The following is a 14,363-nucleotide window of genomic DNA, read 5'->3' on the forward strand; positions in this document are numbered from 1 at the left end:
GGCGGTCTCTAACGACCAGGATTCCGACGGCCTTCCGCCCGCACTCTACATAGCACAAATCCAATACACAGGATTCCGGCTCAAGGCCGGAATGACGGAAGCGGGTGTGTTTCCGCATCGCGCATATCGCGCCTGCGCGTTAACCCCGCGGGAACTCCAGTCCCATTTCACGGAAGCGCTCGGGGTCGTCGCCCCAGTTCTCGCGCACCTTGACGAACAGGAAGAGATGCACCGGCTGCTCGAGGATTTCCGACAGCTCCTTGCGCGAGGCGGTGGAGATGGCCTTGATCGCATCGCCGTTCTTGCCGAGCGCGATCTTCTTCTGGCTGTCGCGCTCGACATAGATCACCTGCTCGATGCGCACGGAGCCGTCCTTGCGTTCTTCCCACTTTTCGGTCTCGACATGCGAGGCGTAGGGAAGCTCCTGATGCAGGCGCAGGAACAGTTTTTCGCGGGTGATTTCGGCAGCGAGCTGGCGCATCGGCAGATCGGAAATCTGGTCTTCCGGATAATACCACGGGCCTTCCGGCAGTTCGGCGGCCAGATAGTTCATCAGGTCCTCGCAGCCCGAACCGTTGGTCGCCGAGATCATGAAGGTGCGGTCGAAGGCGACCGTTTCATTGGCGGCGGCGGCGAGTTTCAGCAGGTCTTCGCGCTTCACCTGGTCGATCTTGTTGAGGCAGAGGATTTTCTTCTGGGGAACATCCTTCAGACCTTCGAGGATGGTTTCCGCATCGCCCTTCAGGCCGCGTTCGCTGTCGATCAGCAGCAGGATGAGATCGGCATCCTTCGCGCCGCCCCAGGCGGAGGTGACCATGGCGCGGTCCAGCCGGCGGCGCGGCTTGAAGATGCCGGGCGTGTCCATGAAAACGATCTGGGCATTGTCGTGAATGGCGATGCCGCGCATGACGGCGCGCGTCGTCTGCACCTTGTGGCTGACAATCGAAACCTTGGCGCCCACCAGCCGGTTCACCAGCGTCGACTTGCCGGCATTTGTGGGGCCGATGAGGGCCACGAAGCCGGAGCGGGTCGGAAGGGCGGCATCTTCGCCAGTCATGGCGGGGTTTTCGTGATCGGTCATGATATCCATTCAAGGTCAGAGGTATTCAACATGCGGCCAAAGGGTCCGCCATGCGCTCGATGTTCAGCACCCGGTTCGCCGGGCGCTCAGTTCCGGGTGGAGGTCTTCTGCCAGACGCCTTCGCGTTCCAGCAATCTTGTTGCCGCCACCTGCTCGGCCGCGCGCTTGGAGCGCTCGACGCCGGTTTCCGGCTTTACGCCGGGAATTTCGACAGTCACCGTAAAGCGGGGATCGTGATCCGGTCCGGAGCGATCGTCAACCCGGTAAGAGGGCGTGGTCGCAAATCTGGCATGCGCCCATTCCTGCAACTCGGTCTTGGCGTCGCGTCGCCCGGCATCCACGCTGGTCGCGCGGCCCTGCCAGTATTTCAGAATGAATTTGCGCGATGCTTCCAGCCCGCCATCCAGATAGATGGTGGCGATCAGGCTTTCGACCACATCGGCGCGCACGTTCAGCATCGCCTTGCCGGTCAGCTTCTTCACATCCGAGCCGGTGCGGATGAAATTATGCAGGCCCATCTCGTCGCCGATCGCGGCGCAGGATTCGGCGCTGACGAGCTGGTTCAGACGGACCGAAAGCTCGCCTTCGGTGGCGTTGCGGAAGGTGGAGAACAGCAATTCGGCAACGCAGAGACCGAGGACACGGTCACCTAGAAATTCCAGCCGCTCGTAATTGCCGGCCGCCGCCGAGCGGGCGCTGGCATGGGTCAAGGCCCGGTCGAGCCGGGCCTTTTCCTTGAACTCATATCCGATCAACGCTTCCAGACGGGAAATCTCGTCCGCCGAAAGCGGCTTGGTCTTGCTCATTCCACAACCTTGAAGAGGCGGTCCCAACGCATGTTGGCCGGCCATTCCCAAATGCGGCTGAACGGCGTGTCATTGCCCAGCGAGAAGAAGATGACGCTGGCGCGGCCGATCAGGTTTTCTTCCGGTACGAAACCGACATCGAAACGGCTATCGAGCGAATTGTCTCTGTTGTCGCCCATCATGAAATAATGGCCTTCCGGCACCACGAATTCGCGGGTGTTGTCGCCGCGCGAGTCGGGCGACTGGTCGAGCGTGTCGTAGGTGACGCCATTGTCGAGCGTTTCGCGGAAGACAGGCACGTTGGCGCCCGGATCGGCGCGGTAATCGGAGGTGAAGGTGCCATCGGGCTGCTTCGGCACCGGCTGACCGTTGATGAACAGCACGCCGTTCGTCACCTGGATACGGTCGCCCGGCAGGCCCACCAGACGCTTGATGTAATCGACTTCAGGATTGGGCGGCAGGCGGAAGACCACGACATCGCCGCGCTTCGGCTTGCTGAATTCGAGAATGCGGCCCGAAAACAGGTTCGGCGAGAAAGGCAGCGAATATTTCGAATAGCCGTAGGAGAACTTGTTGACGAAAAGATAGTCGCCAACCAGAAGCGTCGGCATCATCGAGCCGGACGGGATGGTGAAGGGCTGAAACAGCACGGTGCGGATGACCATGGCCAGCAGCAGCGCCTGAATGATGACCTTGACGTTCTCCCAGAGGGCGTTCTGCTTCTTTTCAGCTTTTTCCGACACTTAAAGACCTGCCTGATTGTTTCCCGGCTTCTTCGGCTTCACGAAGGCTTCCGGGCCGTGGTTTGTCGCGCCTGCGGCGGGTGAAGCGGTTTCACGCAGCCGGCAACGCTTTCATATTTCTGCGACTTCTCTAGAACCTTTCCAGCCCGAAGGGAAGCGCTTCTGTGACACGTCCGCAAATAGGACGCCAATGCGGCTTCACCGGGTCTTACCCGTTCACGGGAAGCGCCTCGATAATCACAAATGCCTGAGCGTAAGGAAAATCGTCCGTGATCGTCAGGTGAATATTGGCGCGGTGGCCGGCGGGCAGCAGCGCCGCCAACCTTTCCCCTGCCCCATTGGTCAACACCATGGTCGGCTTGCCGCCCGGCAGATTGACGACGCCCATATCCTTCCAGAAAACGCCGTTCGCAAGGCCGGTTCCCAGCGCCTTGGAACAGGCTTCCTTGGCGGCGAAACGCTTGGCATAGGAAGCGGCGCGGTTCTTGCGGCCATCGGATTTGGCGCGCTCGATATCGGTGAAACAGCGATGAGTGAAGCGCTCGCCGAAACGTTCGATCGATTTTTCAACGCGGCGGATGTCGATCAGGTCGCTACCCAATCCAATGATCATTTCAGCATCTCCAGAGAAGCATTCTTGTTGGCGGCGCGATGCGCGAGATTTTCCATCTTGCGGCGCTGGAAACCGCTGATGAGACCATAGACGGCGATATAGGCGATGACCGCGCTGATAACGGCAGGAAGCAGCGCGCCGATGGTCATGGGTTCCAGCACCGGCGTCCATATCTGCCGGAATTCGAGATGGCTGAACAGCGCCACGAAATCCACATGTGCAGCGCTTTCCGTCGTCTGTCGACCGAGGATGAAGTGCCCCAGCTCCCAGGTGGATGCCCAGATGAACGGAAATGTCAGTGGATTGGCGAAGGTGGTGCCAAGCGCCGCCGCCACGAGATTGACGCGCATGAGAAAACCGAGCGCCATGGCGATGATGATATGAACGCCGAGAAACGGCGTCCACGCCACGCCGACACCGAGAGCAACACCGGCGGCAACCGAATGCGGAGAGGCGGAAAGCCGCAGAAGGCGCAGCTTCATATAGCGCAACGAACGGGAAAAACCCGTGCGCGGCCAGAATAGGTCGCGAATCTTCTCTGAAAAACCAACGGGTTCACGGCGGCGAAACGGCATGGGGGCAGTCTATTTCATCGCCCCGGCTGCGCCAAGAGCATCATAGATGACGCAGGGATTTCTTTTGCAGGTGTATTTTCTTCCGTCATTCCGGCCTTGAGCTGGCATTCCGCCGATACTGCGCGGCGTCACCAGATGAATACGAACCTTGCCGGACACTCTGACGTCATCCTTGGTCCCCGGAACAAGTCCGAGGATGTCCCGAGGATCTGCAACCGATTGATTTAATTCGACGTGATTAGATCCTTGGGACAAGCCCAAGGATGACGTCGGGGAAATACGCACCCTCTCGCCGTCAACTTCGCTTCAAAAGCAACGTGTCCTGTCATTTAGACCGGACAGCGGTGGACAACCGCTTGAAGCGCGCATTCACATAGTTTTGCGAGACACAGCAATACACAGGCCGATACGGCTGCATCTGCTGGCTCCATACGCACGGCGACGGGCTGCCATGCGCTGAGTGCATTACCGGCGGAACAGGCCGCGGTCGATTTCGCGCTGGCGGAATTCCAGGTCGACATTCGATACCGAAGCGCTGAGATATTCGAATTCGCGTTCCTGGGTGGTCTTGCCACGAACGGCACGGGCGATCTTGCGAAGCGGAGTAAACATGATTTTCGGTCCTTTCGGTTTGGAACTGGCGTTTCTCATCGGTGTTCATCCACCGGCACGCCGCGTTTCCTTCTCTTCAATTTCTGACAAGAAAATAGTCGCAAACCGCCTCCACCACCAGAGACAGGAAAAGGCCGCTGCCATGCACTCAATGCATAACACCGGCCTTTTAGTATTTGCAAAGGATCAAAAATGCCTCAATCGAAGGCACGCATCACGGTCGAGACGCAATCGAGATCCTTGAGCTGCGACAGAAGCTGGTTCAGCTGCCTGAGATCCCAGACTTCGACATCCAGCGCCAGCTCGGAGAAATCCGTGCCGATGCGGACCATGTTGAGGCCGCGAATATTGACGTCCAGCGTGGCGATGGACTGCGCCACCGAAGCGAGCGTGCCCGGCTCGTTCAGCGCATTGATCATCACCCGCGCCATGAAGCGCGACTTGTTCGCCTCATCGAGATCCCAGCGCACATCGATCCACCGCTCCGGCTCGTCGTCGAAGCGTTGCAGCGCCGGCGCCTGAATCGGATAGATGGTGATGCCCTTGCCTTTTTCCATGATGCCGACAATGCGGTCACCCGGAACGGCGCCGGCGGCACCGAAATGCACGTCGACATTGCCGGAAAGGCCACGGATGGGCAGCGGGTCCGGTCCATCCAGCATTTCGGCCGCACCGTCGTCCTCAAGCACCGAGCGCGACTTGCCGGGGATCTTGAAGACCATGCCGGAGGCGCTACGCATGTTGAACCAGCCGTCGTCGCCGGTCATCTTCACCGTCACGCGCTCATCCTGATAATCCGGATAAACCGCACGCAGCACATCGAGTGAGGAAACCTCGCCGCGGCCGACGGCGGCAATGGCGTCCTCCACATCCTTCTGCGCCAGGCGATGCAGTACGGGCTTCAGCGCTTCCCGCGAGAAGGCCTTGCCGGCGCGCTCGAAGGTGCGTTCCAGAATGCGATAGCCGAGGCCGGAATATTGCTTGCGGATGGCCATGCGGGTGGCGCGACGAATGGCCGAGCGGGCCTTGCCCGTCACCACCACCTCTTCCCATGCGGCAGGCGGCACCTGCACGCCGGAGCGGATGATCTCCACCTCGTCGCCGTTGTTCAGGCGGGTGACGAGCGGCATGATCCGCCCGTTGATCTTGGCGCCAACCGTGGTGTCGCCGATATTGGTATGAACGGCATAAGCGAAATCGATGGGCGTCGCGCCGCGCGGCAGCGCAATCAGCTTGCCCTTCGGCGTGAAGCAGAACACCTGGTCCTGGAAAAGCTCGAGCTTGGTGTGCTCGAGGAATTCTTCCGGGCTGTCGCCTTCGGCCAGCGATTCGATGGTGTGGCGCAGCCAGGAATAGGCGTTGCTCTCCGGCGAGAGCAGATCGCCCTCCCCGTTCTCGCCATCCTTGTAGAGCGCATGGGCGGCGATGCCGAATTCGGCGATCTCATGCATGCGCTTGGTGCGGATCTGCAGCTCGATACGCTGGCGCGACGGGCCGACAATGGTGGTGTGGATGGAGCGATAATCGTTCTGCTTCGGGGTAGAGATGTAATCCTTGAAGCGGCCCGGCACCACGCGCCAGCGGGTGTGCACGATGCCCAGCGCCCGGTAGCAGGAGGGAATGTCGTCCACCAGAATGCGGAAACCGTAGACATCGGAAAGCTGCTCGAAGGAGAGCGACTTCGACTGCATCTTGCGGAACACCGAATAGGGCTTCTTCTGACGCCCTTTGACGTTGGCCCCGATGAGGCCGTTCGCCACGAGAAGCTCGCGCAACTCGTCCTCGATCTTCTTGATGAGGCCTTCATTGCGCGTTTCCAGTTCCTGAAGACGGTTGGTCACCGTCTCGTAGGCTTCTGGGTTGAGATAACGGAAGGACAGGTCCTCCAGCTCGTCGCGCATATCCTGCATGCCCATGCGGCCGGCGAGCGGCGCATAGATTTCCATGGTTTCTTCGGAAATGCGGCTGCGCTTGTCGGCCGGCATATATTCCATGGTGCGCATGTTGTGCAGGCGGTCGGCGAGCTTCACCAGAAGAACGCGCACATCATCGGAAATGGCGAGCAGCAGCTTGCGCAGGTTTTCGGCCTGCTTGGCCTTGCGGGTAACGAGGTCGAGCTTCTTGAGCTTGGTCAGCCCCTCCACCAGCCGGCCAATATCTTCGCCGAACAGCTCGTCGATTTCGGCGCGGGTGGCGGTGGTATCCTCGATCGTATCGTGCAGCAACGCCACCGCGATGGTCGATTCGTCGAGATGCATTTCGGTGAGGATCGCGGCAACTTCGAGCGGATGCGAAATATAGGGGTCGCCATTGGCCCGCTTCTGCTGGCCGTGTTTCTGCATGGCGTAAACATAGGCCTTGTTCAGCAGGGCCTCATTCGCATCCGGTTTATATTTTTGAACCCGCTCGACGAGTTCGTATTGCCGCATCATGCGATATTCCACAAAAAGAAAGCGCGCCAACCTTGGGGTCGGCGCACAATGCTGCATCAATAGGGATCAGATTATGACGGCAACTATTGACAGACGGTAACCGCCGCCTGCCAAAGGCATCATAAAATCCTATCAATAGTCGTCATTTTTTTCCGGCGGCACAAGGCCTTCGATACCGGCCAGCAGTTCTTCTTCCGACATCTGGTCGAAAGTAACGGTTTCCGGCTGGTCGTCTTCTTCGCCATCGGCAATGGCGGAGGCGGCGAGCGTGACCGGATCGGGCTCGGGCTCGTCCACTTCCACATGCTTCTGCAGCGAATGGATCAGGTCTTCCTTCAGATCGTCGGGAGATAGCGTCTCGTCGGCGATTTCGCGCAGCGCCACGACGGGGTTCTTGTCGTTGTCGCGGTCAACCGTGATGGAGGACCCTTGAGAAATCTGGCGCGCACGGTGGCTGGCGAGAAGCACCAGCTCGAAACGGTTGTCTACTTTATCAATGCAATCTTCAACTGTGACGCGGGCCATTGCCTGTCCTTTGCGGGTCTTAATGTCGTGGATCAGAGCGCCGTGCGATGTTCGGGGTGCACAAGGGTTGCTCTAACCTATTGAATCTGCGCTTCGTGCCTTGCGAAAAACATTCAAGATTTCTCGCGACGACGCTTTCCAGCTTCCGATACAGCCATTGGCCGCGGAATTCAAGTTTTTCCTGTCTTTGGCGTCTTTTGGCACCTTATTGCCCACCTTTGGCGTCTGATGAACAAAATGTCTAGAAGAATTGTCTTGGAATAAGGGGGAAGGTAGCTTACTTAAAACGCAACGGCGATACGCAAAGCTCGTTGATACGACATGTTTTTTTGCGTTATCGACCGGATATAAAAGCCAGATAATGGCCTTTCCAAAAAAAGGAATGGGATGGAATGTTCGATCCACGGGAGAAAATTGCGCTCTTCATAGACGGAGCCAATCTTTATGCAGCATCGAAAAGCCTGGGATTCGATATCGACTACCGCAAGCTCCTGAAGGCGTTTCAAAAGCGTGGATACCTGCTGCGCGCCTATTATTACACCGCGCTCATCGAGGATCAGGAATATTCCTCGATCCGCCCGCTGATCGACTGGCTGGATTATAACGGCTACAAGGTCGTGACGAAGCCGGCGAAGGAATTCACCGACGCTCTCGGCCGCCGCAAGATCAAGGGCAACATGGATATCGAACTGGCAGTCGATGCCATGGAACAGTCCGAGACGGTCGATCATCTGGTGCTCTTCTCCGGCGATGGCGATTTCACCACGCTGGTAGACGCGCTGCAGCGCAAGGGCCGCAAGGTTTCCGTGGTTTCCACCATGGCCACGCAGCCCGCCATGATCGCCGATGACCTGCGCCGTCAGGCCGATCACTTCATCGATCTGATGACGCTGAAGGCCGAGATCGGGCGCGACCCGAACGAGCGCCCTGCCCGGCACGCCGAAAGCCCGGAAACGATCTGATCCTAGCTTTCGCATCGCTGATATTCCAGAAACGCGCCCGTCGCAAAGACGGGCGCGTTTTTGTTTGACACCCTGCCGGCAGGGCAAAAATTCCCCCTGGAATTAACAACCGTCAAATCCGGCCAGTCGAAATTATATCTTGGTTAATTTTAGACGTGTCTAAATCACGCAACGGCACCAGCGACGTGATTTGGGTGTCAAAGCAGGATGACTAGACATGCATGGCCAGACAAAAACCGACCGACAGCTCGATGAAAGACTGAATTTTCTGGGGCTCGGTCACGAGCAACGGCAAAATCTTTCAGACATGAAGGGCGTCATCACCGGCTCTCTCGATGCATCTCTGGATCGTTTTTACGCGAAGGTTCGCTCGGTGCCGGAGACGGCGAAATTCTTCGCCAACGACGCGCATGTGCAGCACGCCAAGGGCATGCAGCTCAAACACTGGGCAAGGATCGCCTCCGGCACATTCAATGCGGATTATACCGATGCCGTAACCGCCATCGGCCGCACCCATGCGAGGCTGGGGCTGGAGCCGAGATGGTACATCGGCGGTTATGCCCTGATGCTCGACGGCATCGTCAAGGCCCTGATCGAGTCCGAATTGAAGGGCTTTTTCATGGAAAAGAAGGCCAAGAAGGTGAAGGACGCCCTGTCGGCCACCATCAAAGCTGCCCTTCTCGACATGGATTATTCGATCTCCGTCTATCTCGACGTGCTGGCCGCCGAGCGGCAGAAGGTGGAAGCCGAACAGGCGCAGATGAAGAAGGAACAGGAGCACGTTCTCGCACTGCTCAACAGCGCCCTCGACAGGCTGGCCAATGGCGACCTCACCTCCAGCATCGGCGAAAAGACCGCACCGCAATTCGAAGGGCTGGTCGCCAATTTCAACGCTGCGGTCGGCAATCTCTCCGGCGCATTTACGCAGATCGTCGAAGAGGCGAACAAGATTTCCGGCAATACGCGCGAGCTGACTTCCGCGACCGACGACATGGCCCGCCGCACGGAGCAGCAGGCCGCCGCCCTTGAGGAAACCGCCGCCGCCGTCGAGGAAATCACCACCATTTCCAAATTGTCGGCGCAGCGTTCCGAAGAGGCGAAGGCCATTGTCGAAAGCTCGGCCGTTGAAGCCGCGCGCTCGCGCGATGTGGTGACGGAAGCGGTGAAAGCAATGGGGGCCATCGAGGACTCATCGCAGAAGATCACCCAGATCATCTCCGTCATCGACGAGATTTCGTTCCAGACCAACCTTCTGGCGCTGAATGCCGGCGTGGAGGCCGCGCGCGCCGGCGAGGCCGGCAAGGGGTTCGCCGTCGTCGCCCAGGAAGTGCGTGAACTCGCACAGCGCTCCGCCACCGCCGCGAAGGAAATCAAGACGCTGATCGCCAAGTCTTCCGAAGACGTGATGCAGGGTGTTTCGCTGGTCAACAAGACGGGCGAATCCTTGAATACGATCGGCAACAAGGTGGATCATATCCAGGAACATATCGCCTCGCTGACCAAGGCGGCGCAGGAACAGTCCGTCGGCATTCAGGAAATCAATGCCGCCATCAACAGCATGGACAATCTGACCCAGAAGAATGCGGCCATGGTGGAAGAGACGAATGCGGCAACGCATAATCTGAGCGATGTCAGCGCCAATCTGGCGGCGCTTGTCAGCCGGTTCAGCGTTTCGACGACGAAGGCGCATGTGGAGCGGACGTACCGGGCGGCTTGAACCACGATAAGACTACATTCACCCCGTCATCCCGGCCTTGAGCCGGGATCCAGCCAGCCCAAGTCCTTGGGCTGAAAGGACTCTTTCCACGGCGCAGACGCGCCGTGGCTGGATGCCGGATCAAGTCCGGCATGACGGAAGAACAAGTGGCGAAAGGCCGCTACCCTCTACGCCGCGAAATCTCCTGCCGCTCAGGCGTTGCCACCCTTCAGCAACCGCGATTTTTGCCGGTTCCAGTCGCGTTCCTTCTCCGTCTCGCGCTTGTCGTGCAGCTTCTTGCCCTTGGCGAGCGCCAGCTCCAGCTTCGCACGGCCCCTGTCGTTGAAATAGATCTTCAAGGGCACCAGCGTCATGCCTTCACGGTTGATGCCGGCGCGCAGGCGGTTGATCTCGCGCTTGCTCAGGAGCAGCTTGCGGCGGCGGCGCGGCTCGTGGTTGAAGCGGTTGGCCTGCAGATATTCCGGCAGGTGGGAATTGATGAGCCAGATTTCATCGCCTTCGTCCGAGGCGTAGGATTCGGCGATATTCGCCTTGCCTTCGCGCAGCGACTTGACCTCGGTGCCGGTCAGCACGAGCCCTGCCTCATAGGTGTCGATGATTTCGTAGTTGAAGCGAGCCTTGCGGTTTTCCGCAACGATCTTGTTCACCACGCGCTGGCTGCCTTTGGGGGCCATGATATTTCAATCCCTTGTTTTTCTTATTGCGCCTTCGGCTTACCGCCGAGAGCGGTTTTCGAACCCCTATTTAATGTTGTCGCCGCGAAAAGAAAAGGCGCGCCGAACTGCTTCTGTTACGAAGCGGTTCATGGCGCGCCTTAAACGCTTTCGGGCCTGTCTCAGTTCATCAGGCCGGCGTGCTTCAGCGCCGCATCGATGGCCGCTTCCGTTGCCGGTTCCAGCGTGCTCATCAAGGGCGAGCGGACCCGGCGGTTGCCACCGCGCGTCTTCGACAACGCATATTTGGTGCCGCAGACGCCGGGCTCCATGAAGATCGCCTTGTGCAGCGGCATCAGGCGATCCTGATAATCCAGCGCCTTGGCATAATCGCCGGCGAGCATCGCCGCCTGGAACTCCGAACAGAGGCGCGGCGCGACATTGGCGGTGACGGAAATGCAGCCGACACCGCCATGGGCGTTGAAACCGAGCGCCGTGCCATCCTCACCCGAAAGCTGGATGAAGTCCTTGCCGCAGGAAATGCGCTGTTCGGAAACGCGGTCGATCTTGCCGGTTGCATCCTTCACACCGACGATGTTCCTGTGCGCCTTGACCAGCGCGCCCATGGTTTCCGGCGACATATCCACCACCGAGCGCGGCGGGATATTGTAGATGACGATAGGCAGCTTTACCGCTTCGGCGACAGCGGAGAAATGGGCGAACAGGCCCTTCTGGGTCGGCTTGTTGTAATAAGGAGTGACCACCAAGAGCGCATCCGCGCCGGCTTCCTGCGCATGCAGCGCAAGCTCGATCGCCTCATCGGTATTGTTGGAGCCAGCGCCCGCAATGACCGGAACCCGTTTCGCCGCTACCTCGATGCACAGCTCGACGACACGTTTGTGCTCGTCGTGGGAGAGGGTTGGAGATTCCCCCGTCGTGCCCACGGGCACAAGTCCGTTGCTGCCTTCGGCGATCTGCCATTCCACATGGGCGGCAAATGCCTGTTCGTCCACGGCGCCATTGTCCGTGAACGGGGTAATGAGGGCGGGAATTGATCCCTTGAACATGCAAAGCTCCTGGCGCCGAGCCGGTTCATGCTTCGGCCGCATTCGATGGTTAAAACCGGCACACATTAGTGCCAGCCCTTGGCGCCGACAAGCGCAAAGGCAGGGTATTTTGTCCGAAATTGTCGGAAGTGTGACAGTCTCCGGGCTGCAATCGGCAAGCATAAAAAGCAGGCGTCGAAATGAGACGCCGCTCGCGGGACGGTGAATAAAAGTTGATTGAATTGCAGGGCGGCGATTAACATTTCATTAAGCCTGAAATCCCAAGATTTCCGGGTGGGACATCAGACCGTTTTCGGCAATCCCGCTGCAATGAAATGATATTACAAGAAAGTCGGCAACTCCGTTACACGATGAAGAACGGCATGAAAAAGACAGTCTGGGGATTGATGGCGGCGGGCCTTGCCGCAACCGTTTGGAACGCATTGGCTGGGCCGCTGCCGGAAGGTGCGGCACCGCTTCCCTATGTCAAGCCGAATGCGCCGACCGTTCCGGCTTTCATGCCGGCCTCGCCCGAGATCACCGGCGCCATACCGCGCCTCGACCGCCCCGACGATACAAGCCAGTTGAAGGCCGGCCTCGACGCGCTCTCCAGCCGCGATGCGGCCCGCGCGATTGCGTTGCGCAACACCATGCCGACCGGCAGTCTCGACCGCCATATCCTCACCTGGGCAATCGCCGTTTCCGGCCAGAAGGACGTCGCCTCCGCCGAAATCGCCGCCGCCCAGCGCGAGCTCTCCGGCTGGCCGGGTGCCGCCACCCTGCGCGCCAATTCGGAAAAAGCGCTTTACCGAGAAGATCCGCCGGCGTCGCAGGTGCTTGCCGCCTTCGGCAATAGCCGGCCGGAAACCGCGGAAGGCAACGTGGTGCTCGCCAAGGCGCTCGCCTCCTCCGGCAAGGGTGCGGAATCGCAAAGTCTCATTCGCCAGCTCTGGGTGAGCGAAGGCATGGACAAGGACATGGAAGACCGTGTTCTTGCCGAGTTTCCCACCTATCTGACGCCCGCCGATCATAAGGCGCGCATGGATTATCTGATGTATCGCAGCCGCATCAGCCAGGCGAAGCGTTTCGGCGATCTCGGCAAGGCACAGTCGCTTTACAATGCCTGGGCAGCCGTGCTGCAGCGATCCACTACTGCGACTGCGCTGCTCGGCAAGGTCGACGCCTCCTGGCGCAGCGACCCCGCCTATCTTTTCGCGCGGGTGGAAAACCTGCGCAACCAGCAGAAATATCCCGAAGCCGCCGTGCTTTTGCGGCAGGCGCCGAAGGAAGCGGCCAAGCTCGTCAATCCGGGCGAATGGTGGAACGAGCGGCGCATCATCGCGCGCGGCGTCGCCGATCTCGGCGATTTCGCCGAGGCCTATCGCATCGTCGCCAATCATTCGGCCACCTCCGCCGTCGATACCGCCGATGCGGAATTCCATGCCGGCTGGTATGCGCTAAGAGCGCTGCGCGATCCGGCCACGGCTTCGCGTCACTTCAACACGCTGCTTCAGACTTCGAACCGGCCGCTTTCGGCGTCGCGCGCCTATTATTGGCTCGGGCGGGCGGCTGAAGCGGGCGGACCGGGGGATGCCCGCGACTTTTTCACCAAAGCCGCCGCTCATCCCGGCACGTTTTATGGCCAGCTCGCCGCTGCGCGAATCGGCGCCAAGACACTGAACGTCACCTATCCGAGCCCCAGCAGCGGTGACCGCGAACGTTTCGCCGGCCGCGAAGCCGTGCGCGCCATCGACCGGCTCGAAGCAGCCGGCTACGGCTGGCGGGCCGACAGTCTTTACCGGTCGCTGGCGGAACAGCTCGACAGTCCCGGCGAGCTTGCCATTCTGGCGGCAAGGGCAGAGGGCAACGGCAACCATCAGGTTTCGCTGCAAATCGGCAAGACGGCTTTCAGCCGCGGCATCGATGCGGCCGCACTCGCCTATCCGCTCGGCGTCATTCCCGCCAGCGCCAATATTGCCGGCTCCGGCAAGGCGCTTGCCTATGCGATTGCCCGGCAGGAAAGCGCCTTCAACCCGGCCGCCGTCTCCGCCGCCAATGCGCGCGGCCTGCTGCAACTGCTGCCCGGAACCGCCAAGGGCGTGGCCGGACGCCATGGCCTGCCCTACACTCAGGCACGGCTGACCACCGATGCGGGTTATAACGCCACGCTCGGCGCGCATTATCTCGGTGAGCAGATCGACAGTTTCGGCGGCTCCTATATCCTCACCTTCATCGCCTATAATGCCGGGCCAAAGCGCGTGCCGGAATGGATCGCCCGCTATGGCGATCCGCGTGGCAAGCCGATCGACGAGGTTGTCGACTGGATCGAGCGCATCCCCTTCCCCGAAACCCGCAATTACGTGCAGCGGGTGATGGAGAATTATCAGGTCTACAAAACGAGGCTCGGACAACAGGCCGATATCGTTGACGACCTGCGCCATGGGCGTGCGGGGTAAAGGCGGCTTCCTCGGCTGACGAGCGGAGCATTCAAGCACTGGCCGGCGAGCGCTCTAGACCGCTGAAAAGCCTTAAGTTCCCTTGCGTCATGCTCGGGCCTGTCCCGAGCATCTGCAACGTTTAGATTTCATGCGACATGAT

General features: G+C 59.7%; 13 protein-coding genes. 3 read left to right on the top strand and 10 right to left on the bottom strand.

What is annotated here, in order from left to right; translation table 11 throughout:
* Nucleotides 1-139: 139 nt before the first annotated feature.
* The 8 genes from era to rpoZ form a co-directional block, all read right to left on the bottom strand.
* Nucleotides 140-1,090 (bottom strand): GTPase Era, encoded by a 951-nt coding sequence (gene era / locus ACQZ5N_RS17800; RefSeq protein ID WP_162936692.1) that lies wholly within the window; start codon nucleotides 1,088-1,090, stop codon nucleotides 140-142.
* A 77-nt stretch (nucleotides 1,091-1,167) separates the two neighbouring features.
* Nucleotides 1,168-1,887: a ribonuclease III gene (gene rnc, locus ACQZ5N_RS17805; protein WP_035218055.1), complete on the bottom strand. Its 720-nt coding sequence runs from the start codon at nucleotides 1,885-1,887 to the stop codon at nucleotides 1,168-1,170.
* A complete protein-coding gene (lepB, locus tag ACQZ5N_RS17810; RefSeq protein ID WP_003496938.1) occupies nucleotides 1,884-2,630 on the bottom strand; it encodes a signal peptidase I in 747 nt (248 codons plus the stop codon). The genes rnc and lepB overlap by 4 nt, the downstream gene beginning before the upstream one ends.
* 208 nt (nucleotides 2,631-2,838) lie before the next feature.
* The gene (gene acpS, locus ACQZ5N_RS17815; RefSeq protein WP_003521129.1) at nucleotides 2,839-3,243 is read right to left on the bottom strand and encodes a holo-ACP synthase; all 405 of its coding nucleotides are present in this window, start codon (nucleotides 3,241-3,243) and stop codon (nucleotides 2,839-2,841) included.
* Complete coding sequence (locus ACQZ5N_RS17820; RefSeq protein ID WP_174056563.1) at nucleotides 3,240-3,818, bottom strand: DUF2062 domain-containing protein; 579 nt, start codon at nucleotides 3,816-3,818, stop codon at nucleotides 3,240-3,242. The genes acpS and ACQZ5N_RS17820 overlap by 4 nt, the downstream gene beginning before the upstream one ends.
* 465 nt (nucleotides 3,819-4,283) lie before the next feature.
* A complete protein-coding gene (locus ACQZ5N_RS17825; protein WP_162180472.1) occupies nucleotides 4,284-4,430 on the bottom strand; it encodes a DUF3563 domain-containing protein in 147 nt (48 codons plus the stop codon).
* A gap of 197 nt (nucleotides 4,431-4,627) precedes the next feature.
* On the bottom strand, nucleotides 4,628-6,862 hold the full coding sequence (locus ACQZ5N_RS17830; protein ID WP_448733663.1) for a RelA/SpoT family protein: 2,235 nt from the start codon (nucleotides 6,860-6,862) through the stop codon (nucleotides 4,628-4,630).
* A 132-nt stretch (nucleotides 6,863-6,994) separates the two neighbouring features.
* Nucleotides 6,995-7,387: a DNA-directed RNA polymerase subunit omega gene (gene rpoZ / locus ACQZ5N_RS17835; RefSeq protein WP_035262680.1), complete on the bottom strand. Its 393-nt coding sequence runs from the start codon at nucleotides 7,385-7,387 to the stop codon at nucleotides 6,995-6,997.
* 392 nt (nucleotides 7,388-7,779) lie between these two features.
* Between rpoZ and ACQZ5N_RS17840 the strand changes: the two genes are divergently transcribed.
* Both ACQZ5N_RS17840 and ACQZ5N_RS17845 read left to right on the top strand, forming a co-directional pair.
* Nucleotides 7,780-8,349 carry a LabA-like NYN domain-containing protein gene (locus ACQZ5N_RS17840; protein WP_003521125.1) on the top strand — a complete coding sequence of 190 codons (570 nt, stop codon included), beginning with the start codon at nucleotides 7,780-7,782 and terminating at the stop codon, nucleotides 8,347-8,349.
* Nucleotides 8,350-8,566: 217 nt separating this feature from the next.
* The gene (locus ACQZ5N_RS17845; RefSeq protein WP_448733664.1) at nucleotides 8,567-10,066 is read left to right on the top strand and encodes a methyl-accepting chemotaxis protein; all 1,500 of its coding nucleotides are present in this window, start codon (nucleotides 8,567-8,569) and stop codon (nucleotides 10,064-10,066) included.
* A 191-nt stretch (nucleotides 10,067-10,257) separates the two neighbouring features.
* Here the strand turns inward: ACQZ5N_RS17845 and smpB are convergent, their stop codons facing one another.
* Together smpB and dapA are read right to left on the bottom strand one after the other, a co-directional pair.
* A complete protein-coding gene (gene smpB, locus ACQZ5N_RS17850) occupies nucleotides 10,258-10,740 on the bottom strand; it encodes an SsrA-binding protein SmpB (RefSeq protein ID WP_003524122.1) in 483 nt (160 codons plus the stop codon).
* Between the two features lie 161 nt (nucleotides 10,741-10,901).
* Nucleotides 10,902-11,786, bottom strand: coding sequence for a 4-hydroxy-tetrahydrodipicolinate synthase (dapA, locus tag ACQZ5N_RS17855; protein WP_003524121.1), 885 nt, complete (start codon nucleotides 11,784-11,786; stop codon nucleotides 10,902-10,904).
* A gap of 362 nt (nucleotides 11,787-12,148) precedes the next feature.
* Between dapA and ACQZ5N_RS17860 the strand changes: the two genes are divergently transcribed.
* Nucleotides 12,149-14,221, top strand: coding sequence for a lytic transglycosylase domain-containing protein (locus ACQZ5N_RS17860; RefSeq protein ID WP_448733665.1), 2,073 nt, complete (start codon nucleotides 12,149-12,151; stop codon nucleotides 14,219-14,221).
* Nucleotides 14,222-14,363: the final 142 nt, after the last annotated feature.

The sequence above is a fragment of the Agrobacterium sp. 22-221-1 genome, from assembly GCF_053522445.1.

Bases quoted from the DNA above. Each gene is read 5' to 3' on its own strand.
- era (WP_162936692.1), bottom strand. From the start codon at position 1,090: ATGGATATCATGACCGATCACGAAAACCCCGCCATGACTGGCGAAGAT.
- rnc (WP_035218055.1), bottom strand. From the start codon at position 1,887: ATGAGCAAGACCAAGCCGCTTTCGGCGGACGAGATTTCCCGTCTGGAA.
- acpS (WP_003521129.1), bottom strand. From the start codon at position 3,243: ATGATCATTGGATTGGGTAGCGACCTGATCGACATCCGCCGCGTTGAA.
- ACQZ5N_RS17820 (WP_174056563.1), bottom strand. From the start codon at position 3,818: ATGCCGTTTCGCCGCCGTGAACCCGTTGGTTTTTCAGAGAAGATTCGC.
- ACQZ5N_RS17825 (WP_162180472.1), bottom strand. From the start codon at position 4,430: ATGTTTACTCCGCTTCGCAAGATCGCCCGTGCCGTTCGTGGCAAGACC.
- ACQZ5N_RS17830 (WP_448733663.1), bottom strand. From the start codon at position 6,862: ATGATGCGGCAATACGAACTCGTCGAGCGGGTTCAAAAATATAAACCG.
- rpoZ (WP_035262680.1), bottom strand. From the start codon at position 7,387: ATGGCCCGCGTCACAGTTGAAGATTGCATTGATAAAGTAGACAACCGT.
- ACQZ5N_RS17840 (WP_003521125.1), top strand. From the start codon at position 7,780: ATGTTCGATCCACGGGAGAAAATTGCGCTCTTCATAGACGGAGCCAAT.
- ACQZ5N_RS17845 (WP_448733664.1), top strand. From the start codon at position 8,567: ATGCATGGCCAGACAAAAACCGACCGACAGCTCGATGAAAGACTGAAT.
- smpB (WP_003524122.1), bottom strand. From the start codon at position 10,740: ATGGCCCCCAAAGGCAGCCAGCGCGTGGTGAACAAGATCGTTGCGGAA.
- dapA (WP_003524121.1), bottom strand. From the start codon at position 11,786: ATGTTCAAGGGATCAATTCCCGCCCTCATTACCCCGTTCACGGACAAT.
- ACQZ5N_RS17860 (WP_448733665.1), top strand. From the start codon at position 12,149: ATGAAAAAGACAGTCTGGGGATTGATGGCGGCGGGCCTTGCCGCAACC.